This window comes from Oerskovia rustica, from assembly GCF_014836555.1.
Classification (GTDB): Bacteria; Actinomycetota; Actinomycetes; order Actinomycetales; family Cellulomonadaceae; genus Oerskovia; species Oerskovia rustica.
Genome location: NZ_JACSQQ010000004.1, coordinates 143,646 through 165,666 on the forward strand (window position 1 = coordinate 143,646; position 22,021 = coordinate 165,666).

22 protein-coding genes are annotated in these 22,021 nt (G+C 73.6%); 14 read left to right on the forward strand and 8 right to left on the reverse strand.

What is annotated here, in order from left to right; all coding sequences use genetic code 11:
- Positions 1-65 precede the first annotated feature (65 nt).
- The 5 genes from H9652_RS19585 to H9652_RS03700 all read left to right on the forward strand — a co-directional run bounded on the left by H9652_RS19585 (position 66) and on the right by H9652_RS03700 (position 4,989).
- Positions 66-2,159, forward strand: a complete 2,094-nt coding sequence (locus tag H9652_RS19585) for a hypothetical protein (protein WP_225227666.1) — start codon at positions 66-68, stop codon at positions 2,157-2,159.
- A gap of 141 nt (positions 2,160-2,300) precedes the next feature.
- The gene (locus H9652_RS03685) at positions 2,301-3,407 is read left to right on the forward strand and encodes a sensor histidine kinase (RefSeq protein WP_191794850.1); all 1,107 of its coding nucleotides are present in this window, start codon (positions 2,301-2,303) and stop codon (positions 3,405-3,407) included.
- On the forward strand, positions 3,404-4,066 hold the full coding sequence (locus H9652_RS03690) for a response regulator (protein WP_191794852.1): 663 nt from the start codon (positions 3,404-3,406) through the stop codon (positions 4,064-4,066). The genes H9652_RS03685 and H9652_RS03690 overlap by 4 nt, the downstream gene beginning before the upstream one ends.
- A gap of 167 nt (positions 4,067-4,233) precedes the next feature.
- Positions 4,234-4,485, forward strand: coding sequence for a helix-turn-helix domain-containing protein (locus tag H9652_RS03695; RefSeq protein ID WP_138827093.1), 252 nt, complete (start codon positions 4,234-4,236; stop codon positions 4,483-4,485).
- A 129-nt stretch (positions 4,486-4,614) separates the two neighbouring features.
- Positions 4,615-4,989: a cupin domain-containing protein gene (locus H9652_RS03700; RefSeq protein ID WP_191794854.1), complete on the forward strand. Its 375-nt coding sequence runs from the start codon at positions 4,615-4,617 to the stop codon at positions 4,987-4,989.
- Between the two features lie 369 nt (positions 4,990-5,358).
- Here the strand turns inward: H9652_RS03700 and H9652_RS03710 are convergent, their stop codons facing one another.
- From H9652_RS03710 to H9652_RS03715, 3 genes are read right to left on the reverse strand one after another with little or no spacing between them, the layout of a single operon-like run.
- A complete protein-coding gene (locus H9652_RS03710; RefSeq protein ID WP_318243964.1) occupies positions 5,359-6,528 on the reverse strand; it encodes an NAD(P)/FAD-dependent oxidoreductase in 1,170 nt (389 codons plus the stop codon).
- On the reverse strand, positions 6,525-7,073 hold the full coding sequence (locus H9652_RS19590; protein ID WP_225227667.1) for an isoprenylcysteine carboxyl methyltransferase family protein: 549 nt from the start codon (positions 7,071-7,073) through the stop codon (positions 6,525-6,527). Before H9652_RS19590 ends, H9652_RS03710 begins: the two co-directional genes overlap by 4 nt.
- Positions 7,073-8,242 carry a type III polyketide synthase gene (locus H9652_RS03715; RefSeq protein WP_191794860.1) on the reverse strand — a complete coding sequence of 390 codons (1,170 nt, stop codon included), beginning with the start codon at positions 8,240-8,242 and terminating at the stop codon, positions 7,073-7,075. Before H9652_RS03715 ends, H9652_RS19590 begins: the two co-directional genes overlap by 1 nt.
- A 106-nt stretch (positions 8,243-8,348) precedes the next feature.
- On the opposite strand from H9652_RS03715, the gene H9652_RS03720 reads away from it, so the two are divergent.
- On the forward strand, positions 8,349-9,212 hold the full coding sequence (locus tag H9652_RS03720; RefSeq protein ID WP_318243965.1) for a UbiA family prenyltransferase: 864 nt from the start codon (positions 8,349-8,351) through the stop codon (positions 9,210-9,212).
- Positions 9,213-9,270: 58 nt separating this feature from the next.
- On the opposite strand, the gene H9652_RS03725 is transcribed toward H9652_RS03720, so the two are convergent.
- Together H9652_RS03725 and H9652_RS03730 are read right to left on the reverse strand one after the other, a co-directional pair.
- Positions 9,271-10,464: an RDD family protein gene (locus H9652_RS03725; RefSeq protein ID WP_191794862.1), complete on the reverse strand. Its 1,194-nt coding sequence runs from the start codon at positions 10,462-10,464 to the stop codon at positions 9,271-9,273.
- A 168-nt stretch (positions 10,465-10,632) separates the two neighbouring features.
- Positions 10,633-11,115: a MarR family winged helix-turn-helix transcriptional regulator gene (locus tag H9652_RS03730; RefSeq protein ID WP_191794864.1), complete on the reverse strand. Its 483-nt coding sequence runs from the start codon at positions 11,113-11,115 to the stop codon at positions 10,633-10,635.
- 160 nt (positions 11,116-11,275) lie between these two features.
- On the opposite strand from H9652_RS03730, the gene H9652_RS03735 reads away from it, so the two are divergent.
- On the forward strand, positions 11,276-12,568 hold the full coding sequence (locus H9652_RS03735; protein WP_191794866.1) for an MFS transporter: 1,293 nt from the start codon (positions 11,276-11,278) through the stop codon (positions 12,566-12,568).
- A 28-nt stretch (positions 12,569-12,596) separates the two neighbouring features.
- Positions 12,597-13,436: an aldo/keto reductase gene (locus H9652_RS03740; protein ID WP_191794868.1), complete on the forward strand. Its 840-nt coding sequence runs from the start codon at positions 12,597-12,599 to the stop codon at positions 13,434-13,436.
- A 118-nt stretch (positions 13,437-13,554) separates the two neighbouring features.
- On the opposite strand, the gene H9652_RS03745 is transcribed toward H9652_RS03740, so the two are convergent.
- Positions 13,555-13,944 carry a hypothetical protein gene (locus H9652_RS03745; protein WP_191794870.1) on the reverse strand — a complete coding sequence of 130 codons (390 nt, stop codon included), beginning with the start codon at positions 13,942-13,944 and terminating at the stop codon, positions 13,555-13,557.
- A 169-nt stretch (positions 13,945-14,113) separates the two neighbouring features.
- Positions 14,114-15,490: an MFS transporter gene (locus tag H9652_RS03750; RefSeq protein ID WP_191794872.1), complete on the reverse strand. Its 1,377-nt coding sequence runs from the start codon at positions 15,488-15,490 to the stop codon at positions 14,114-14,116.
- 66 nt (positions 15,491-15,556) lie between these two features.
- Between H9652_RS03750 and H9652_RS03755 the strand changes: the two genes are divergently transcribed.
- Complete coding sequence (locus H9652_RS03755; protein WP_191794874.1) at positions 15,557-15,943, forward strand: MerR family transcriptional regulator; 387 nt, start codon at positions 15,557-15,559, stop codon at positions 15,941-15,943.
- A gap of 81 nt (positions 15,944-16,024) precedes the next feature.
- Here the strand turns inward: H9652_RS03755 and H9652_RS03760 are convergent, their stop codons facing one another.
- Entirely contained in the window at positions 16,025-17,362 is a 1,338-nt protein-coding gene (locus H9652_RS03760; protein ID WP_191794876.1) for an NAD(P)/FAD-dependent oxidoreductase, read from the reverse strand.
- Positions 17,363-17,552: 190 nt separating this feature from the next.
- Here H9652_RS03760 and H9652_RS03765 point away from each other — a divergent pair, with 190 nt between their 5' ends.
- The 5 genes from H9652_RS03765 (at position 17,553) to H9652_RS03785 (ending at position 21,974) form a co-directional block, all read left to right on the forward strand.
- On the forward strand, positions 17,553-18,035 hold the full coding sequence (locus H9652_RS03765) for an Lrp/AsnC family transcriptional regulator (protein WP_191794879.1): 483 nt from the start codon (positions 17,553-17,555) through the stop codon (positions 18,033-18,035).
- A 142-nt stretch (positions 18,036-18,177) separates the two neighbouring features.
- Positions 18,178-19,014, forward strand: a complete 837-nt coding sequence (locus H9652_RS03770) for a CPBP family intramembrane glutamic endopeptidase (protein ID WP_191794881.1) — start codon at positions 18,178-18,180, stop codon at positions 19,012-19,014.
- A gap of 128 nt (positions 19,015-19,142) precedes the next feature.
- Positions 19,143-20,255, forward strand: a complete 1,113-nt coding sequence (locus H9652_RS03775) for a sensor histidine kinase (RefSeq protein ID WP_191794883.1) — start codon at positions 19,143-19,145, stop codon at positions 20,253-20,255.
- Positions 20,252-20,917, forward strand: coding sequence for a response regulator (locus H9652_RS03780; RefSeq protein WP_191794885.1), 666 nt, complete (start codon positions 20,252-20,254; stop codon positions 20,915-20,917). Before H9652_RS03775 ends, H9652_RS03780 begins: the two co-directional genes overlap by 4 nt.
- A gap of 94 nt (positions 20,918-21,011) precedes the next feature.
- Complete coding sequence (locus tag H9652_RS03785; protein ID WP_191794887.1) at positions 21,012-21,974, forward strand: superantigen-like protein SSL4; 963 nt, start codon at positions 21,012-21,014, stop codon at positions 21,972-21,974.
- Positions 21,975-22,021: the final 47 nt, after the last annotated feature.

Genomic DNA, 22,021 nt, shown 5'->3' on the forward strand with positions numbered 1-22,021 from the left:
ACGAGAACGTAGAGGGGTCAGGGCGCGACCAGCGCACACACCCCTCACGTAGGAGCTCGACGATCATGAAGGTCCTTCGCACCGTCACCACCACTGCTGTCTCCGCCGCGCTCGTGCTGGGTGGTGGAGCCGCAGCGTTCGCCGCCGAGGGGACCGACGTCCCCGAGGCCGGCGCCCCCACGACGACCGACCCCGAGGCACCCGCCGAGCAGGCCGCGCCCGTCGCGGACGTACCCGCTGCCGAGGTGCCCGCCCCGCAGAGCACGACGCCGGTCGACCCGGTCGTCGCCCCGGCCGCCGAGGTCCCCGCAGCCCCCGCCGTGCCGGCCGACGAGGCCGCTCCCGCCGAGGCGGCGCCCGAGGCGCCCGTCGAGGAGGACGAACCCGTCGCCGAGACACCCGCGGCGGACCCCGGGGACGAGACCGCGCCGGACGTGGGCGTCGTCGAGCAGGCGACGGACGCGTCGTCCGCGGCCGGGCCGACCGCCACCCCGCTGGCCGCCACCTCCGCGTTCGGCGCGCTGCAGTCGACGCCCGTCTACCCCGACGCCGACTACCACCCGCACTGGGAGGACGGCGGCGAGGACGGCTTCGGGTGCGACTACTGGTACTTCATGGAGCTCGGGGACAAGACCTCGGGACGTGACTGGCAGGGCTGGAGCGGCACCCCGCAGCTGCACATCCTGCACCACACGCTCAAGGACGACGACGGCACGGTCCACATGGTCTACGACCGCGACATCGCCAACTACTGGTACCACGTGTGGTCCGGCGACGAGACCGTGACCCCGGACGCCGAGGGCATCCACTGGGAGAACACCTCCGCCCAGCAGACCGTGCTCGTCAACGGCTACAAGGGCGGCTCCGACGAGGCGGCCCGGGGGATCGACGCCCAGGCGCTCTTCGCACGGGCGGGTGTCGTGCAGAACCCCGTCACGATCGAGCAGTACCAGTCGTACATCGACAACGGCTGGTGGACGCAGGCCCAGGCCGAGGAGTACGTCGCGTCCGAGAACGCGCGCCGTGCCGACTACACCGCGTACGAGGCCACGCAGTTCGCGGTCTGGTACTTCTCGACGGGCCACGACGTCATGGGCCTGTTCTTCGACGTCGACGCCGCCGGGCACGTGACCCTGAGCCAGAAGGCGCTCGACCAGTTCACCGCGCAGGAGGTCCCCGAGAACCCCGACGAGACCTTCCAGCAGGACTGGACGCGCAACTGGGACCAGAACAGCCAGAGCGACCGCATGGCCACGCTGCAGACCGCGGCCTGGCTCATCGAGCAGGGGCTCACCGCGAACGTCGTCATGCCGCAGCCGGGGTTCGTCTCGCACGGGTACGTCCGGAACACCGACGGCTCGACCGACTACGGCTTCACGGCCTCGCTCGTCGGCGGGACGGGTGACGTCCACGTCGAGCTGCGCACCGCCGACGGCTCGGCAGTGCCCGCCGGCGTGACCCTGGTCGACGCCAACGGCGACCCGGTCTCGTCCGTGACGCCGGGGCAGCGCGTGTTCGTCCGCGTCCCCGCGGGCCTCGACGTCGCGACCCTCCCGCAGTTCCAGCTCTGGGGCTCGGCGCAGGGCACCGAGCAGGGCAGCCCGCACTTCTACACGGGCAACGACCACAACAACCACGGGACCACGGACGAGAACGGCCAGTGGATGCCGGCGACGTTCCCGCACTGGCTGATCGGCCTCGGCGAGCTCGACCGCCCCTCGACCGCGTGGGACTGGGTCGGCATCAGCCTGGCCGACGAGCCCGAGGCGCCCGTCACCCCGGAGGACCCCACGGATCCTGAGACCCCGGTCGTGCCCGAGGACCCGACGACCCCGGTCGTGCCCGAGGACCCCACGGATCCTGAGAACCCGGTCGTGCCCGAGGACCCGACGGCACCCGTCGTCATCGACGCGGTGGACCCCGTCTTCGTCGGGACCGACGGGACCGTCCGGACCGTCGCCTCGTCCGACCCGACGAACCTGGGTCTGACGGACACCGTCCCGGTAGCCGCCGCAACCCAGCGGACCGAGGCTGCGAACCTCGCCACGACCGGCGTGAACACCGGCCTGCTCGCCGTCGCAGGAGCGTTCATCGTCCTGACCGGCACGGGGCTCGTCCTCGCAGGGCGTCGCAAGACGGCGACCAGCACGGACCGATGAGCGCTCGCTGTCCGACCGCATGACACGACCGCAGGGCGCTCCCTCCGACACGGAGGGGGCGCCCTGCGCGCGTACCTGCCTCTGGGCAAGGTCGTCCCGCTTCGACCGCCGTCCCCCGGCGTTCCTGGCTAGCCTGGCAGCATGCAGATGCCCGCTCGGGCCTGGACGACGCGCCGCGACGTCGCGGTCGCGTCGTTCGCCGCGCTGGCAGGGGTCGCCGTGGCGGTCTCTCGCTCGATGGTCGGCGTCCAGGGCGCGCCGTTGTGGGCCGAGCTGGTTGCGCAGCTCCTGGGCGCAGCGCTTCTCCTGCGGCCGGCGCTCGTCGGACCGGCTCTCGTGGGCTGTGCGCTCCTGTCCTGGATCTCGCCGATCCCCGCGCTCGTTCTCGCGGCGTTCGCCGCAGGAGAGCGGCTCGGTCCACGACGCAGCACGGCGTGGGCGGTGACCGGCGCGATCCTGGTCCTGCCCGCTGCGCCGCTCGCGTTCGGCAGGTCTGACGTCGCGATCGCGACAGTGCTGGTCCTGCTCGTGCTCGGGCCGTGGCTCGCGGGTCGGAGCCGACGTGCGGAGCGGGTCGCGGAGGCCGCGATCCGGGACCGGGGCATCGAGGCCGCGGAGCACGTGGCGACCCAGGTGCGCACGACCGAGCGCGAACGGCTCGCCCGCGAGATGCACGACGTCGTCGCCCACCGGATCAGCTACGTCGTGCTGCAGACCAACCTCCTGGAGACCAAGGTCGACGACCCGCAGGTCCGCGACGACGTGGACCGTATCCGGGACACCGCGCGCGAGGCGCTCGAGGAGATGCGGGGCGTGCTGCACCTGCTCAGCCGGGACGGGAGCCCCGCGGGGCTCGAGCAGCCGTCGTTCCGGGACGTCGCCGTGCTGGTGGCGGAGGCGCGAGCCGTGGGTCAACCGGTCGAGGTGGACGCCGACGTCGACCCGGGAGAGCCCCCGGGCGTCACCGAGCGCACGGCCGTGCGCATCGTGCGCGAGGCGCTGACGAACGCGGTGCGGCACGCGCCCGGCGCCGAGACCTCCGTGGCGGTCCGCGAAGAGGCGGACTCGTTGCGGGTCGAGGTCCGCAACGGTCCGACGGCGATCCCCGAGATCGAGCTGCCCACGGGTGGTCACGGGCTCCAGGGCATCCGCGAGAGGGTCCAGCTCGTCGGTGGGAGCTCCACGATCGGACCGACGTCCGACGGCGGCTTCCGGGTCGAGGCCGTGCTGCCGTGGGGGCCCGCATGACCCGGGTCGTGGTCGTCGACGACGAGAGCCTCTTCCGCGAGGGGATGGCCGCCCTCGTCGACGCAGCCGACGACCTCGACGTCGTCGGGACGGCCGCGAACGGCCGCCTGGGGGTCGAGGCGGTGATCGCGCGCCGCCCCGACGTCGTCCTCATGGACATGCAGATGCCCGTCATGAACGGCATCGAGGCCACGCAGGAGATCCGCCGCGTGGCGCCGGAGGTCGCGGTCGTCATCCTCACGAACTTCCAGTACGACGAGTACGTCGTGCCCGCGCTGCGGGCCGGTGCCGCAGGCTATCTCCTCAAGGACAGCACGGTGAGCGAGGTGCAGCGCGGGATCCGGGCCGCGGCGGAGGGGGACGCGATGCTGTCGCCGGCCGTGACCCGCAGGCTGCTGGACTCGCTCGGCCCGGCCATGACCACGCGGCAGGCGGAGGCGCGGGCCAGGGTGGGGGAGCTGAGCGAGCGGGAGCGGGCCGTCGTCGGTCTCCTTGCCACGGGCCTGTCGAACGCCGAGATCGCGCGGGCGCTCTACATGGCCGAGCCGACGGTCAAGACCCACCTGACCCACGCCATGGTCAAGCTCGGGGTGACGAACCGGACGCAGGCCGCGATCCTCGGCCACGACGCGGGCCTGCCCGACGAGGGCGCCGGCTGATCCCGTCGGGTCGAGAGCCGCCGGGCGGCAGGGTCGAGAGCCTGCCGGGCGACAACATGTCACGAACTCGCGTCATGGATCCGTTTCCATCCGGTCTCATCTACAGGAGCCGGAAGAGACCGGATCACAAGAGTGGGCGACGTGCGGCGGCCACTGACGGAGGAACCATGTCCATCACGGAGCGAACGTCCCCGAAGTCCCCACCTCCTGACGAGGTGCAGGAGGAGGTCGTGCTGTCCCGCCGTGAGCTGGTGGTGCTCACGCACCTCACGGAGGACATGACGCTGGAGCAGCTCGCGGCGATCCTGTTCGTCACGAGGAACACGGTCAAGTCCCAGCTGCGCAGCATCTACCGCAAGGTCGGCGTCTCGAACCGGGCCGACATCCTGCGCTGGGCGCGGGACCGCGGCATCTCCTAGGCCCGGCCCCGGCACGGGGCTCGCCGACGGGCGGGCGGGGGTGCACCCGAGGTGCGTGCAGGTCAGATGGTGGGATGCTCGAGGGACGCGCCGGTCGACGACGACGGGCCACGACGTTCCGAGGCGAGCATGGGACAGGGACGGCAGGAGCCGGACGACCCGACGGTCACGGATCCCGACCACTATCGCGTGGTCTTCGAGAACGACCGCATCCGGGTGCTGGAGTACGAGGACCAGCCAGGTACGCGGACGCACCCGCACCATCACCCCGACAGCGTCATGTACACGCTGAGCGGCTTCGAGCGGCGTATCTCGTCGGGTGATCGGGTCATGGACGTCGTGCTGGAGGCGGGGGAGACGCGCTGGCTCCCCGAACAGGTGCACGTCGGGGAGAACACCGGGACGACAGCGACTCACGCCGTCTTCGTCGAGCTCAAGGAAGCGGCCCCCGACCACCCGGCACGGGGTGAGCACGGAGGGGGCAGGCTCGGGGCCACTTCTTGACCCGTCGCCGCGACGGGGTCAGTGGAACTCGTGACCCGCGTCGTCGGTGCCGACTGCTTCCATCGTGACGTCCTCGCCCGGGGCGGAGGGCATTGCGACGAAGCGCATCTCGACCAGCACCACCTCCTGGCACTGCGGACACAGGCGTTGTTCTTTCCATCGGCGGTGCGGCATCGCGATCCTCGGTTCTTGCGGGTAGAGCACGGCCGTCGCAAACGCCCCTGACCGACGGCCGGTCAGGGGCGTTGTCTCGCTGAGGTGGCGACGCGGGCAGGGGCTCGCGTCGCCGTCGCTGATCGTAGCCCCTGGCGACGGTCCGCGGATACGGGGTGGGGGAGACTTCTCCGACCTGCTCCGACGCGGACACGATCAGCGCGCGAGCCGTTCCACGACCTTCCCGTAGAGCCAGGGCACGTGCGCCGCGAGCGGCACGATCGCCCGGCGCGCGGGTGAGGTCGCCCACGCGACGAGCCCCGAGGTCAGCACCCGGTAGTCGCGCGTGACGCGCGCCCAGTCGCGCTCGTACGCGCCCGGGTCGTCCAGGTGCCCGACGGCGGCGCTCGCCTGCGCGAGACCCACGCGCAGCCCCTCGCCCGTCAGGGCGTCCACGTACCCCGACGCGTCCCCGACGAGGCGCACCCGGCCCGTGCTGCGCCGTCGGGAACGTTGGCGGAGGGGGCCGGCACCGCGGACCGGGCCCAACGGCTCGGCGTCCCCCAGGCGCTCGGCCAGCCCGGCGAAGCCCGCGAGGGCCTCGTCGAAGTGCGTCCCGGTGGGGCCGAGCATCGCGATCCCGACGACGTCGCGCGCCACGGGCGTCACGTACGCCTCGACGTGGTCGCCCCAGTGGACCTCGACCAGGTCCGTCCACGCGGGCACGCGGAAGTGGCGGCGCAGGCCGAAGCGGCGCCGCGGGTCCGGGCCGGGGCGAACGGGAGGGGCGGTGCCACCGAGCTCGCTGGGGATGCGCGCGGCGTGCGGCGCCGCCTCGTCCCCGGGGCGGTCCGCCCCGTCGTGGCCCTCGCCGCCGTGGCGGCTCCGCGCCAGGAGCGACTCGTGCGCCGGCGCGTCGGCCCCGACCTCCAGACCCGCGAGGCGGCGCACGGTCGAGTGCAGCCCGTCGCAGCCGAGCAGCCAGCGCGCGCTGATCCCGGCGGCCGACACCCGGTCCGCGGTCTCGTCGATGTTCTCGACCCGGCCGGTCACGGTCGTGGTTCCGAGCGAGGCCGCGCGCTCCGCGAGCGCGGCGTGCAACGTGGTCCGCCGCACGCCCCGGCCCTGCCCGGCCGTGAAGAGGTGGTCGGCGTGCCGGTGCGCGTCGCGGTAGCTGATGCCGCGCAGGACGTGACCGTCGGGGTCGACGTCGAGGGCCTGGAGCGCCCGCAGCGCGCCGGGCATGAGGCCCTCGCCGCACGCCTTGTCCACAGGGCCTGTGCGCGGTTCGACCACGACGACGTCGTACCCCGCGAGCCGCGCCTCGATCGCGGCGGCCAGCCCGACCGGCCCGCCGCCGACGACCAGCACGTCGGTGTCGGTCACGTGCGCGGGAGCGCGTCGAGCGCGCGCTCCTCGGCCGGGAGCCGGAACCGCAGCAGCAGCACGGCGTTGAGCACCGTGAAGACGAGCGCGGTCGTCCAGCACGAGTGGACGAGCGGCAGCGCGAACCCCTCGACGACCACCGCCACGTAGTTGGGGTGGCGGAACCAGCGCTGCCCGGGGTGCTGCGCGATCCATCGGTAGGGGCCGCGGTCGACCCACGGCAGCCCGGGGACCACGATCACGCGCGTGTTCCACCGCGGCCCGAGCGAGGTGATGCACCACCAGCGCAGTGCCTGGCTCGCGACCACGAGCACGAACGCGGGCCACCCGACCCAGGGGATGAACGGCCTGTCCGCGACGTTGACCTCGACCACGCACGCGACGAGCAGGCCCGTGTGCAGGGCGACCATCGCGGGGAAGTGGCCGCGCCCGGTCTCGATGCCGCCACGTGCGAACGACCACCGCGCGTTGCGCGCCGAGACGACGAGCTCGGCGAGCCGTTCGAGCGCGGTCGCCCCGACCACGACGTAGAAGAAGACGAGCATCAGCCCTCCAGCGGCGACGCGGGCAGGCGGAGCAGCACGAGCTCGGCGCTCACCCCTGGCCCGAACGCCATGAGGACGCCGTGCCGGCCGTCGGTCGTGCGCGGCGCCGCGAGGCGCCGCCCGGGGTACGCCTCGCGTGCCGCGAGCGTCGCAGCGAGCACGTGCAGCACCGACGACGACGACAGGTTCCCGACGGCGGCGAGCGACTCCCGACTGAGACGCAGGTCCGCCTCGTCGAGACCCAGCGAGTCGCGCACGACGTCGAGGATGCGCGGCCCGCCCGCGTGCACGACCCACGTCCCGACGTCCTCGGTCGCGAGGTCGTGCTCGGCGAGCAGCGACTTCACGTCCCCCGCGAGGTGTGCCGCGATGACCTCGGGAAGGCCCGCGGACAGCACGATCCCGAAGCCGCTGTCGCGGATCGTCCAGCCGAGGTGGTCGGCCGTCTCGGGGTACAGGCGGCCGCGGGTGTCGAGGACCTCGACACCCTGGGCGGCGCCGTCGGGCAGCCCGGGCCGGGGGTCCCCGGACTGGCCGTCCACGGGCGGGAAGCCCGCCCGGTGCGCGTCGCCGACCATGACCACGGCCGCCGCGCCGTCGCCGAACAACCCGGTCGAGACCAGGTTCGCCATGGAGTCGTCGCCGTGCTGGAGCGTGAGCGAGCACAGCTCGACCGACACCAGCAGGGCGACGTCCTGCGGGTGCCCGGCGAGGTAGTCGTGCACGCGGGCGATCCCCGCGGCCCCCGCGACGCAGCCCAGCCCGAACGACGGCAGCCGCTTGACGTCGGTCCGCAGACCCAGGCGCGTCACGAGCTGTGCGTCGATCGAGGGCGCCGCGATCCCGGTCACCGAGGTGAAGAGCAGGAAGTCGACCTCCTCCGGGGCCAGCCCGGCGGCGTCGAGCGCGGTGCGGCACGCCTCTTCGGCGAGGTCCGTGCCGACGCGGATGAAGTGGTCGTTCGCGACCCCGAACGACGTGAGCCCCGCGTACTCGTCGAGAGCAAGGGCCGTGTGGCGGGTCCGCACGCCGCTCGCCTCGTGCAGCCGCCGCAGGACGGCGCGCTTGGAGGGCGACGGGGTCAGCAGGGGCCCGATCGTGTCCGTGATCTCGCTCTGAGGGTGTGCGACGCCCGGCAGAGCCGGACCGACCGCGAGCAACCGCGACATTCCCGCATCGTGTCACGGCGACGCGCGGGCCGCGCGTTGCTAGCGTCGGACGGGCGAGGATCCCCACGACGGCGGGGACGGCAGCGACGGCAGGGACGGCGGTGCGGTGACGAGGACGACGAGGGAGACGACCCTGACGACGGTGCGGGGGCTCGCGCTCGCGAGCCACGCGGGGCCCACGGTCGTGGTCACCGCCCTGGCCGGCTTCTTCGCCGCAGGAGTGGGCTCGGGCCCGACGACGACGGCGCTCGTGGTCGCCGCGGTCCTCACCGGTCAGCTCTCGGTGGGCTGGTCCAACGACTGGCTCGACGCCCGCCGCGACGTCGCGGTGCAGCGCACCGACAAGCCCGTCGTCGCCGGCCTCGTCTCGACGCGGCAGGTGCACGCCGCGGCACTCGTCGCGGCGACCCTGTGCGTCGTGCTGTCGCTCGCGACCGGGCTCGTGGCCGGGCTGGTGCACCTCGTGGCCGTCGCGAGCGCGTGGTCGTACAACGCGTGGCTCAAGTCGACCGTGTGGTCCTGGGCCCCCTACGCGGTCTCGTTCGGGCTGCTGCCGCTGTTCGTGGTGCTCGCGGCTCCCGGCGACCGGGTCGCAGCCCCCTGGGCCATGGCCGCGACCGCGCTCCTGGGGGTGGGCGCGCACGTCGCGAACACGCTGCCCGACCTCGAGGACGACCGGGCCACCGGCATCCGCGGGCTGCCGCACCGGCTCGGCCGGACACGAGCGAGCGTGCTGGCCCCGGTCGTGCTCGTCGCGGCCGTCGCCGTCGTGGTGCTCGGCCCGCCCGGACCGCCGAGCGTCGCGGCCTGGGTGGGCGGGATCGTGGCGGTGGCGCTCGCGGTCTCGGCGGGTGTGGTCGCCGTGCGACGGACCACGAGCCGGCTGCCGTTCGCGCTCAGCATGGCCGTCGCGGCGGTGTGCGCCATCCTGCTGGTGCTGGCCGGACCGGACGTCGCGCTGCCGGGGTGAGCGGCGCCGTCGGGCGTGCGGCACGGCGGGCTGCGACGGCCCTGCTCGACGGGCCGGCTCAGGACGGGACGTCGCCGCCGCAGGCCGGGGTCGCGACGCCGTCGACGCGCATCTGGGCGGTCCAGGTCCACCCGGCCCCGACGTCTCGGAGGTCGTTCGCGGGGAGCTCGATCGTGCCGGGGCTCGTGGGCTCGGTGCCGAACCCGTCGCCGTCCGTGCCGAGCGGCGCCGAGTACTCCAGCCGGGTGTCGTCCGGGGCCGTGAGGACCGCCTCGAGCGAGACCGCGGAACCTGCCGGGAGGTCGCCCTCCCAGGCGAGCGTGATCTCCGACGGCCCCGCGCCGTCGGTCGGGTAGGGGTGGGTCACCCCGAGGCGGCTGATCGTGCCGGGCGTCGTGCTGCTGAAGGACGCCTCGCCGAGCCGGGCCGGGTCGGGGCGGTCCTCGTGCTCCCACGTCGTGCAGGCCACCGACGACACGAACCTCCCGCCCGTGGTCGTCGTGGGGCCGTAGGCGTACAGCAGGCCGGCCACGCACAGGACGGTCGCCGCTCCGGTGACGACCTTGGACCCGCGTCGTCCCTCCCGGACGAACGGCGCGAGCAACGCGTGGGGCTCCGGCGCGACGGACCTCACGACGACCGTCGACAGCAGGCTGTCCGCGAACGTGCGGTGCTGCTCGTCCCACAGCGGACGCAGGTACCCGACGAAGCACAGCGCGTCGAGGACGTGCGCGAGCCAGCGCAGGACGGTGGTGAGGAAGCCGACCGGTCGGCCGGAGTCCCGGTTGACGACGACGATCCCCGCGGCCCGCTTGCCGGGCGTCGCGCCCGTGTACGCCTGGAGAAGGGCCATCGCGAGCACCGCCCCGATCATCCACGCGCTCTCGGACCAGGTCACGTCCTCGAACGCGGTGCCCATGCTGCCGTTGTTGTCCAGACCGGGGAGCGCGCTCGGCGCGACCCCCGGGCCGACGACCACGAACATGATCGCGGCCAGGATCGAGTTGTCGAGCAGGAACGCCCCGACGCGTCGTAGCCAGCTCGCGTACGGGCCGACGAGCGGGGCGTCGTCGAGGTCGGTGAGATCGAGCGGGAGGGAGGTGGCCAGGCCCGGCGGGAGGGCGGGCGAGGGGTGCGCGGCAGGCTCGGCGAAGCCGTAGGCGGGGGCGGCGGCCGAGGCCCCGACCGTCGCCGGGACAGGCTCGTGGTGGTCACCGTCGTGCGGTGTCGGCGTCGTCGCGGGGTCCCCCATGGGACGAGGGTCCCAGATTCGGTGCGGGTTGTCAGCCGACCTCCTCGTGGGGGCCCGTGCCGTCGCGCCGAGCGTGCAGCTCGGGTCGTCTGGGAACGCTCGGGACGACCCGAACTGCACACTCGACGACGGGGCCGCACCCTCCCGCGAGGGGGAGGGCAACGGCTCTCAGGCGGTCGCGCCCACGGGCACCGCGCTCGCCGACGGTTCGGCCGGAAGCTCGTGCAGCGCCGCGACGAGCGGCGCGAGCTCCTCGACCTGGCAGGCCTCGGTGAGCGCCTGCTCGAGAGCCGTGTCGTGCGTGGGCCGGGCCTGGCGCAGGAGCTGCTCGCCCTGCGGGGTGAGCTCGGTGTAGATGCCGCGGCGGTCGTCCTGGCACAGGATGCGCGTGAGGAGGCCGCGGTCCTCGAGGCGGTTGACGAGGCGGGTCGTGGCGCTGCTGCTCAGGGCTGCGGCGCGCGCGAGCTGCTGCATGCGCATGTGCCAGCCGTCCTGGCGCGAGAGCGCGTCGAGCACGGTGTACTCGACGACCGAGAGGCCGTGGTCGGCCTGGAGCGCGCGTTCGAGCGCGGTGTCGAGGATGCCGTGCAGCGCGGCGAGCGTGCGCCAGCCCTGCGAGCGGATCTCGACGGCGTCGTCCCCGATGCCCATGCGTGCCTCCTGTGCCTGTCGTGACGTCGCTCTCAACTATACCGCTTGTGTGAACTACCAGCGCGTGCAACTATTTATGAGGCGCCTGCAACTACTGCACGCGCCGGTTGTTGCACACACGCCGATGCGCGAGGTGCCAGACACAGACAAGGAGCAGCGCATGCCGCTGGGTCTTCTCGCCCTCGCCGTCGGGGGCTTCGGGATCGGGCTCACCGAGTTCGTCATCATGGGTCTCCTGCCGGAGATCGCAGGAGAGTTCGGCGTGACCGAGGCCGTCGCCGGCTACCTCATCTCGGGCTACGCGCTCGCGGTGGCGGTCGGAGCCATCGGCCTCACGGCCGCCGTGATCCGCCTCGACCGCAAGACGGTCCTCGGCAGCCTCATGATCCTGTTCATCGCCGGGAACCTGCTCTCGGCCCTCGCCCCCACCTACGAGCTGCTCCTCGGCGGGCGCATCCTCGCGGCCCTGTGCCACGGTGCGTTCTTCGGGATCGGCGCGGTCGTCGCGGCCGACATGGTCGCCCCGGCCAAGCGCGCGGGCGCCATCGCGACGATGTTCGCAGGCCTCACGACCGCCAACGTCCTGGGCGTACCGTTCGGCACGTTCCTCGGTCAGCAGTACGGCTGGCGCTCGACGTTCTGGGCCATCACCGTCATCGGCGTCGTCGCGCTCGTCGGGATCGTCCTGCTCGTGCCGTCCACGCGCCGGGCGTCCGGCGCGCACGGCGCTGCGGCAGCCCCCGGTGACGCAGCCCGCTCGGCCACCGCACACGGCGACCCCGCCCGCCCGGCGGGAGCGGCGCCGTCGGGCACGCCGTCCCTGCGGACCGAGCTCGCGGCCTTCCGCAACCCGCAGGTCTGGTGGTCGATCCTCGTGACCGTGCTCGGGTTCGGCGGCATGTTCGGCGCGTTCACCTACATCGCCTTCACGGTCACCGAGGTCGGCTCGTTCGCGACCACGAGCGTGCCGTGGCTGCTCGTGCTGTTCGGCGCGGGGCTGTTCGTCGGCAACTACCTGGGCGGCAAGGCCGCCGACCGGCGCCTGACCACGAGCCTGCTCGTGCTCCTCGGCGCGCTGACCGTGGTCCTCGCGGTCTTCGCGCTCACCGCGACGAGCCAGGTCATGACCCTGGTCTCGCTGTTCCTCATGGGGGCGTTCGGGTTCGCGACCGTGCCCGGCCTCCAGATGCGCATCATGGGCCACGCCCAGGCCGCCCCCACCATGGCGTCGGGCGCCAACATCGCCGCGTTCAACGTGGGCAACGCGCTCGGCGCGTGGATCGGCGGCCTGACCATCGCGGCCGGGCTCGGCTTCACCTCGCCCCTGTGGGCGGGTGCCGCGCTCACGCTGCTCGCGGTCGTGGCGCTCGGCGTCGCGACGCTCCAGGAGCGTCGGACCGCCGGCACGCCTGCCGAGGCGCCCGTGCCGCCTGTGCCCGTCACGGCGCACTGACCCACCCACCACCCGAAGGAGAACCCTCATGACCCGCACCACCACCGTCCCCGCGGTCGCTCTGCGCGGCGGGACGAGCATCCCGCAGCTCGGCTTCGGCGTCTTCCAGGTGCCCGACGGCGAGACCGCCCAGGCCGTCTCGCTCGCCCTGGACGCGGGCTATCGCAGCATCGACACGGCCGCCGTCTACGGCAACGAGAAGGGGGTCGGCGCGGGCATCGCCGCGTCGGGCCTGCCGCGCGACGAGGTGTTCGTGACGAGCAAGCTGTGGATCGACGCGATGGCGCGCGAGGCCGTGCGCCCCGCATTCGAGCAGAGCCTCGAGCGGCTCGGGCTCGACCGCCTCGACCTGTACCTGATCCACTGGCCCGTGCCCGGGGCGGGCCGCTTCGTCGAGGCGTGGGAGGAGCTCGTCGCGCTGCGCGGCGCCGGGCTCGTCCGCGAGATCGGCGTCTCGAACTTCACGGCCGAGCACCTCGACGCGGTCGTCGCGGCCACGGGCGTGACGCCCGCGGTGAACCAGGTCGAGCTGCACCCGGCGTTCTCGCAGCGGGCGCTGCGGGCGCACCACCGCGAGCTCGGGATCGTGACCGAGGCGTGGAGCCCGCTGGGCCAGGGGACCGTGCTGGGTGACCCGGTCCTCTCCGCGATCGCCGATGCGCACGGCGTGACCCCGGCGCAGGTCGTGCTCCGGTGGCACCTGCAGGCCGGGACCGTCGCGATCCCCAAGTCCGTGACCCCCGAGCGCATCGCGTCGAACCTCGACGTGCTGGGCTTCGAGCTGTCGGCCGAGCAGGTCGCGGCGATCGACGGGCTCGACCGCGCCGACGGGCGCATCGGGCCGGACCCGGAGAAGTTCGAGGGCTGACCCGCTTGTCTGGCGGCACCTGCCGCCGAGAAGTGAGTAGATGCCCCTGATCCTTGGGGATCAGGGGCATCTACTCACTTCTCGCCGGGCCTGGGCTCGGCGGGCTGGGCTCGGCGGGTCAGGAGCAGAGGTCGATCGCTTCGGTCGCGCCCTCGCGTACCTCGAAGACCTCCTCGTGTCCCTGGTCGTCGGTGAAGGTCGCGCGGTCACCCTCGACGAGCAGCCACCCCTCCTGGGAGGGGTTGTCCCATCCGCGGGGAGGGTTGCCGCCGCCGGTGTCGAGCGGACCGTCGACCCGCTGGTACCAGAGGCCTTCGTGCACGAGCTCGTCGATGCCGCAGTGGGTCGTGAGCTCGAAGGGAACGGCCCCAGGGTCGGGCTCGTACACCGCTCCGGCGCATCCGCCGACGAGCAGCAGCCCGACGAGCAGCAGCCCGACGAGCAGCGGCCCGGCGAGGGCGAGCGGCGAGCCTGCGCGGAGCGGACGTGCTGGTCGGCGGTGCGGCATGGGTCCCCCTGGGAGTGTGACGGTGTCACCCTGACTCTGTCCTGACGCCCCGGTTGCTTGCACCGCGAGATCGGGGTCGTTGCCGCCATACCGGGCGATCCAGCGACAACGAGCCCGATCTCGACGGTCGACGGTCGACGGTCGACGGTCGACGGTCGACGGTCGCCGCTCAGGCGCGGGCCGACCCGCGCTTCCCGACCGACCGCACATCACGCGGTGCCGCCGGGAACGCGTGCCGCCGCGCCCCGACCACGATCCCCACGACGGGCACCGCGAGCGCGAGCGTCGCCCACGGCAGCGCACCCGAACCGCCCGCGCCCAGCACCACGCCACCCACGATCCCGCCGAGCGCGAGCGCCCCGTTCCACGAGGTGACGAACGCGGACTGTGCGACGTCGGCCGCGGGACCTGCGGCTCGCGCGAGCGCCGTCTGGAACAGGGTCCCGCTGCCGCCGAACGCGAAGCCCAGCGCGGCGACCGCGGCGTAGACAGCGACGGGCGATGCCGCAGCGACGGCCAGCGTCAGGCCCGCGACCCCCAGCAGGGTCGAGGCGAGGATCGTCATGATGCGCAGGTGCGTGTCGATCAGGGCGCCGATCACGACGAGGCTCGCGAACGACGTCGCCCCCAGCACCGCGAGGAGCGCGCCAGTCTGCGCGCCGAGCCCGACGTCCTCGAGGAACACCGCGACGTACGTCGAGAAGACGTTGTAGGCGAGGACGGTCAGGCCCGTCACGAGCACGACGGGCGCGACGCCGGGCAGCCGCAGCGCCCGCCCGATCGGCACCTGCGTCCCGCGCGGCTCGCCCGGGAAGTCCCGCACGCCCCAGCGAACCCACGCCGCCAGCCCGAGGCTGAGGATCGTCATGGCGCCGAACGCCCAGCGCCACCCGACGGTCGCGCCCAGCGCGGTCCCCGCCGGGACGCCGAGGGCCAGCGCGAGCGGGGCGCCGCCCATCGCGATCGCGAGCGCCCGCCCGGCCTGCTCCGGAGCGGCGAGACGACGCGCGTACCCGGCGAGCAGGGCCCAGGTCAGCCCGGCGACGAGCCCCGCCGCGAAGCGGGCGCCGAGCGTGAGGGCGTAGCTCGACGAGACTGCCGTCACGGTGTTCGCGACCGCGAACCCTGCGATCGTCGTGAGCAGCAGGCGGCGCCGGGGCCAGCGGGCCGTGGCGCGGCTGAGCGGGATCGCGGCGACGATCGCCCCGATCGCGAAGACCGTGACGGTCTGCCCGGCGGCGCTCGCGGAGACCCCGAGGTCGCCGCTGAGCGCGGGCAGCACGCCCGCGGGCAACACCTCGGTGAGGAGCGTGACGAACCCGGTCGCGGCCAGGGCGAGCAGCGGCAGCAGGGGAAAGCGCGTGCCCGACGGCGGAGCGTCCGTGGTGGCGCCGGTCCGGTCGGGGGGAGTGGTCGTCGGGGGCGCAGGCGGCGCTGTGGAGGTCGCGGACCCCGCAGGCGCGGCGGGCGCTGCGGACGAAGCGGGCGCTGTGGCCGTCGGGGGAGCGTCGGTCGACGGCTCCGTCGGAGCGGTGCAGGTGGTCATAGGGTTAGCATGAATGTCTGACATGGGTGTGAAGGTCAAGCCCGACCCGCGAGAGGGGTGCATCACATGCGCATCGGCGAGCTGTCCCGCCGCACCGGCACGGCCACGCGCCTGCTGCGGTACTACGAGGAGCAGGGGCTCCTGACCCCGCAGCGCGAGGAGAACGGCTACCGCGAGTACGGCGAGCACCTCGTCGACCGAGTGCTCCAGATCCGGGGCCTGCTCGAGGTCGGGTTCCCGACGCGGATCATCGCCGAGCTGCTGCCGTGCCTCAACCAGCCGCGCGAGATCCACCTGCACAACGCCTACCCGGACAAGATCGCGCTGCTCGAGACCGAGCTGGCCCGGATGACCGAGCGCATCGGCACCCTCACGAGGAACCGCGACGCGATCGCCGACTACCTGGAACGCATCCGAGTCGACGCGGCACCGGCCGCTCTCGCCGAGACGTGAGCAGATGCCCCCTGATCCGCGCGATTCAGGGGGCATCCGGTCACGTGTCGGCGGCTTTGCGGCCGGGTGGCCGTACCCGCCTCACCGCAGCGGGTCGAAGCTCCTGATCTCCGGCGGCACGGTCCCGGTCATGATCTGCTCGGCGAGCAGCCGCCCGGTCGCGGGCCCGAGCACGATGCCCCACATGCCGTGCCCGCCCGCGACGTACACGCCGGGAGCCCGGGTCGCGCCGACGAGCGGCAGCCCGTCGGGGGTCACTGGCCGAGAACCGACCCACTCGTCGTGCCGGTCGTCGAGGTCGACGCCCTGGAACAGGTCGCGCACGGACGCGAGGATCGCGTCGATGCGCCGCGGCTGGAACGGCTCGTCGGGGCCGCGGAACTCCATGGTCCCCGCGATGCGGAACCGCCCCTGGTAGGGCGTGCACGCGACGCGGCGCGACGGCAGGTAGATCGGCTGCTCGACGGGCACGTCGGTCTTGACGGTGAACGAGTAGCCGCGCCCGGCCTGGACGAGCGTCCGCACCCCGAGCGGCTTCGCGAGCCCGGGCAGCCACGCGCCGGTCGCGAGGACCGCGACGTCGGCGACCACGGGCTCCTGCCCGTCGACGAGCACCTGCACGCCGCGCCCCTCCTGGGCGCGCAGGCCCGTGACGGTCGCGCCGGTCAGGATGCGTCCGCCGCGCGCGCGGACCGCGTCGCCCAGCGCGCCGACGAACGGTCCGGGCTCGATGAACCGCTGGCCCTCCAGCGCGTAGACGGCGCGCACGCGGTCGGTGAGCTGTGCAGGCCGCCCGACGGCGTCGCGCACCTCGGGCGCTCGACCGTCGCCCGGGTGCGACGCGCCGGAGGGGCGAGCGGCGCCGTCGGGCCGGTCGATGCGGCGCAGCGGGACCACCTGCCCCGCGGCTTCGACCTGGGCGATCTCGTGGAGGAACGGCGCGGCCTGCCTCTCGTCCTCGAAGCCGATGACGAACGGTCCGGGGGTCGAGCGGGCCGCGACGCCGTGCGCGGCGAGCTCGTCGAACGCGTCGAGCGCGAGCCGGTCGATCGGGGTGAGCGCGGCCATCGCGCGGTCCCACGCGCGCTGGGTCGCGTGGGTCGCGAACCGGGCGAGGAAGGACCACAGGCGCGGGTCGAGCCGGGCCGGGACGTGCAGGGGCGCGGTCGGGTCGAGCAGCGCCTTGGGGGCGTAGGTCCACAGCGTCGGGTCGGCCAGGGGCATGGCCATGCCGGGCGTGAGCCAGCCGGCGTTGCCCCACGAGGAACCTGCGGCGACCCCCTCGCGGTCGAGGACCGTGACCTCGACGCCGCGGCGCTGCAGGTGCCAGGCGGTCGCGAGACCCACCATGCCTGCGCCGACGACGACCGCGGTGCGGGGGGCGGGGGAACCAGGGGTGGTGCGTGACGGGGTGGTCATCGGGGGCTCCTTTGCCCTGAGACGTTGTCGACCCGGCCTCGAGGATGCTGAGGCCGGGTCGTGGGAGACGGGTTGCGCCTCACCCCCATGGTGGAGGGATCTTCGGTAGGGTTCAAGCAGGCTGACATGTTCTTCGTGAGAAGGGTGCCTGGCCGAACGATCTTCTCCAGGATGACGAGAGTGGGGGACCATGCCGAACGATCTTCGGGCCGGGTCGACGCAGGTCCAGGCGGCCGTGCTCGACGAGACCGACCGCCGCATCCTCGCCGTCCTCGACGCCGACGCGCGGGCCACCAACAAGGCCGTCGCGGAGGCCGTCGGGATCGCGCCGTCGACGTGCCACACGCGCATCCGCTCGCTCCAGGAGCGCGGTGTCATCCAGGGCTTCCGCACCGAGATCGACCCGGCGGCCATGGGCCGGAGCCTCCAGGCGCTCATCGCGGTGCGCCTGCACTCGCACGCCCGGTCGGGCCTCACGGCGTTCCGCGACTACCTCGCAGGGCTGCCCAACGTCGAGGGCATCTACTTCGTGACGGGCGACCGGGACTTCATGGTGCACGTCGCGGTGCGCGACTCGACCGTGCTGCGGGACCTCGTCGCGAGCACGCTCAGCGTCCGCCCCGAGGTCGCGGGCACGAGCACGACACTGATCTTCGACTACCTGCGGCCGTGACCCCCGGCCCGCGTCGAGCGTGGCCCAGGCACCGCGCGCGTTCTGACACGGTGCGGCCTCGCTTCCCGGCAGGGCGCGGGGGTGCCGGATAAGTTGGCGTCGGGTGCGGCACGTCGGTCGGGCCCGTCACGAACGGAGCGTCATGTCCTCACGTGCCGAGCTCTCGTCCCGGTGGCGCGTCGCGCCCACGGTCCCCGTCGCGGCGGTCGTGTTCGTCGTCTACTGCGTGGTCGTGATCGGCCTGATGCGGATCTCGGGCGTCGGGTACGAGGACTTCTTCGACACCGCCGGGTCCACGATGCGCTCGGTGGTCCTGCCGCTGGCGGCCGGGGCGGTCTGGCTCGTGGCCTTCCTCGCCTGGGCACGCTGGGACCACGTCTTCCGGGACGCGCGCCGGCTGCCGACGGGCTGGTTCCTGTGGACCCTGCCGGCCGTCATGGTCCTTGTCGCCGTGCTGCACCTCGCGGGGCTCGACTGGTCGCTGTTCGCTCCCGAGCACCTGCTCGCGGTCCTCCTGGCGAGCCTGCTGGTCGGCTTCACCGAGGAGACCCTGTTCCGCGGCGTCGTCCTGCGCGCGATGCGTCAGGGCGACCGCTCCGAGGGCATGGCGATCCTCTGGACGACGCTGTGGTTCGGAGGGTTCCACCTCACCAACCTGCTGCTGAACGAGCCGGGCGCCGTCATCCAGATCTTCTTCGCGGCACTCACCGGGACGGGTCTGTACCTCGCACGGCGCGGGACGGGGACGATCATCGCGGCCATGGCGCTGCACGCCCTGTGGGACTTCTCCTCGTTCCTGGCCGGGGTCCACCCGTCCGACGCCGGCGCCACGTTCGCCGCGAACTTCTTCATCCCGGTCGTCTACGTCCTCGCCGCCGTGACTCTCGTCGTTCTGGGCGGGCGCGAGCGCACGCGGCCCGCGCACGAGGCGATCACGCCGGTCTCCGTGGCATCGCCGAGCCCGGGAGCGCCGTCCTGACCACAGCAGCGTCGCCCGCGCCGCCGCCCGGCGACCGGTCGCGGCGCGCTGCGGAGCGCGCGGGCACGACGGCGACGGCCGGCCGCTCGGCCCAGGGCGAGATCGCGACGTTCGCCTTCGCGGCGGGCGTGGGTGCGCTCTTCCTCGCCTTCGCCGTGGCGGAGTCGCCCGACGCCCCGGCCTTGCGCTGGCTCGCGGACGCCGCTGCGGGTGTCGCCGCGTTGGCGCTCCTGAGGCTTCGTCGTGCGCGGCCGGTGCTCGTCGCGGTCCTGCTCGTCGTCGCCGCGGCGTTCTGCTCGTCGGCGCTGGGAGCCATGTTCGTCGCGGTGGCCTCGCTGGCCACGTGGCGGCGGTGGTGGCCCGTCGCGGGCGTCGGGGCCCTGTTCGTGGCGGGCATCCTGGTCGACGAGCTGTCGGGGGACGCCACGCAGCAGTGGTGGACGCGGGTCCTCGTCGCGGTCGCGGTGTACGCGACCTGCGTCGGGCTCGGTGCGTACCAGGGGAACAGGCGGGAGCTCGTCGAGGCGCTGAGCGAGCGAGCCCGGGCTGCCGAGCGGGAGCAGGCGGCGCGCGTCGAGCAGGCGAAGGTCGCCGAGCGCACGCGCATCGCGCGCGAGATGCACGACGTCCTGGCGCACCGGATCTCGCTGGTCGCGATGAACGCGGGCGTGCTCGCGTTCCGTCCCGACCTCCCCGCGGACCAGGTCGCCGAGGCGGCAGGTGTGGTCCGGGACAACGCGAACCTCGCGCTGGTCGAGCTCCGGCAGGTCCTGGGGGTCCTCCGGTCGTCCGACGCCGACCAGGGCACGCCCGTCCCCGACCGTCCCCAGCCGACGCTGGCCGACGTGGACGATCTGGCTCGCGAGGCCGTCGACGCCGGCACACCGGTGCGCGTCGAGGTCGCCGCCGCGACGCGGGAGCACCTGCCCGGGCTGCCGGGGCAGCTGAGCAGGGACGGGTACCGGATCGTGCAGGAAGCACTCACCAACGCGCGCAAGCACGCGGCCGGAGCGCAGGTCGTCGTCCGGGTCGACGGCGCACCGGGCGGGCTGCTGACCGTCGAGGTGCTCAACGCCCCGGGAAGCGCACGCACACCGCACCAGATCGAGGGAGGACGCATGGGACTCGTCGGGATCGCCGAACGAGCACGGCTGGCCGGGGGCCGGCTCGAGCACGGCCCGGACAGGCACGGAGGCTACGTGCTGCGGACCGTGCTGCCCTGGCCCGAGGAGGACTCGTGACGACTCCCGAGGTACCGATCCGCGTCCTCCTGGTCGACGACGAGCAGCTGGTCCGGGCCGGTCTGCGCATGATGCTCGGCGCGGACCCCGGCATGGACGTCGTGGGCGAGGCGGACGACGGAGCACAGGCCCTGCGGCTCGTCGGGGAGACATCGCCGCAGGTCGTCCTGATGGACATCCGGATGCCGCGCATGGACGGCCTGGAGGCGCTGCGGCGACTACGGGCAACCCACCCGGACCTCGCCGTGATCATGCTGACCACGTTCGACACCGACGACATGGTCCTCACCGCGCTGCGCGACGGGGCCACGGGCTTCCTCCTGAAGAACACCGCACCGCCCGACCTGCTCGCGGCGGTCCGGGCCGTCTCGGCCGGTCGGCCGATCCTCTCTCCGTCGGTCACGGCCCAGCTCATCGCCGCGGTGTCGCAGCGCGCGGACCGTGGCGCGGTCACGGACGCACGCGAGCGCCTGGCGACCCTCACGGAGCGCGAGGCGGAGGTCGCGCAGGCGGTCGCGCGTGGACTGTCCAACGCGGGCATCGCGGCCGAGCTCTTCATGAGCATCGGGACGGTCAAGTCCCACATCGGGCACCTGTTCGACAAGCTCGGGGTCGACAACCGGGTGCAGATCGCCCTCATGGTCCGCGACGCCGCCGACTGAGGTCGCAGTCCCGAACCGGACACCGACCAAAGTCGGGCGTCCCGGTCGACGCCGGGTCGATCCGCTGGAAGCGGCAGAGCGGGACGCTGGAGACATGTCCTCGACAGACGCCCCCCGCCCCCACACGTTCCGCACCGCCGTCGCCCGCACCCTGCAGGTCGGCGCGCTCGCGCTCGCCGTCACCGCCACGCTGCCGCTGGTTGCACAGACCGCCCACGCCGAGACGGCGCCGGGCGAACCGACGTGCCAGGACGTCGGTGCTGCCGACCTCGGACGTGGTGACGACGGGCGGGTGGAGATCGGCACGACGGGCCTCGTGCTCGTCCTCCACCGCTCCGTGGTGTCGGTCGAGGGGGACGGGCCGGACGTCCGCAGCCTCACGGTCGTCACGGCCGAGGGGCGAGAGCTGCCGGGCTGGGGGGTCGGGGCGGACGCGCACGACGAGCTGAACGCGCCGACCTACGACCACGTGAGGGTCTGCTGGGAGGCTCCGGTCACCGAGCAGGTCGAGGTTCCCGAGACCACGCCGACGACGGTGCCGACGACGCAGGTCGACCCTCCCACCACGACCCCGTGGACGGACCTGGAGGAGCCCACCACGACCCCGTGGACGCAGATCGCCGGGCGACCCGGGACCACCCCGACGGCGACCGTCCCTACGAAGCGGTCGACGGCGGCGCCGGAGACGAAGGGGTCGACGATCCTCGAGCCGACCGACGAGCCGACCACCCTCGTGGACCGGAAGCCCACGACGCCCGCCACCACGCAGGAGCCGACGACCCCCGCGACGCCGCTCGTCCAGCCCGAGATCCCCGGAGACGTGGCCGAGGTCGCCGACGGCACGCCGACCCCGGCCGCGACCACCCAGCAGGCCGCCGCGCAGGCCGAGGCGGTCACCCAGGCCGAGGCACCCACCGAACGGCTCGTCCAGACCGGCGCCGAGACCATGCCGCTGGTCGTGGCGAGCACGTCACTGGTGGTCCTCGGCGGTGTGCTCCTGCACCTCGCGAGCCCGACGCGGCGGCGCGCCGCACGTCGGCGCAGCGCGCGGCGGTAGCACCGCCCCAGAGACTCGTGCCGGGGCGAGCGTGACGTCGAGGCCGC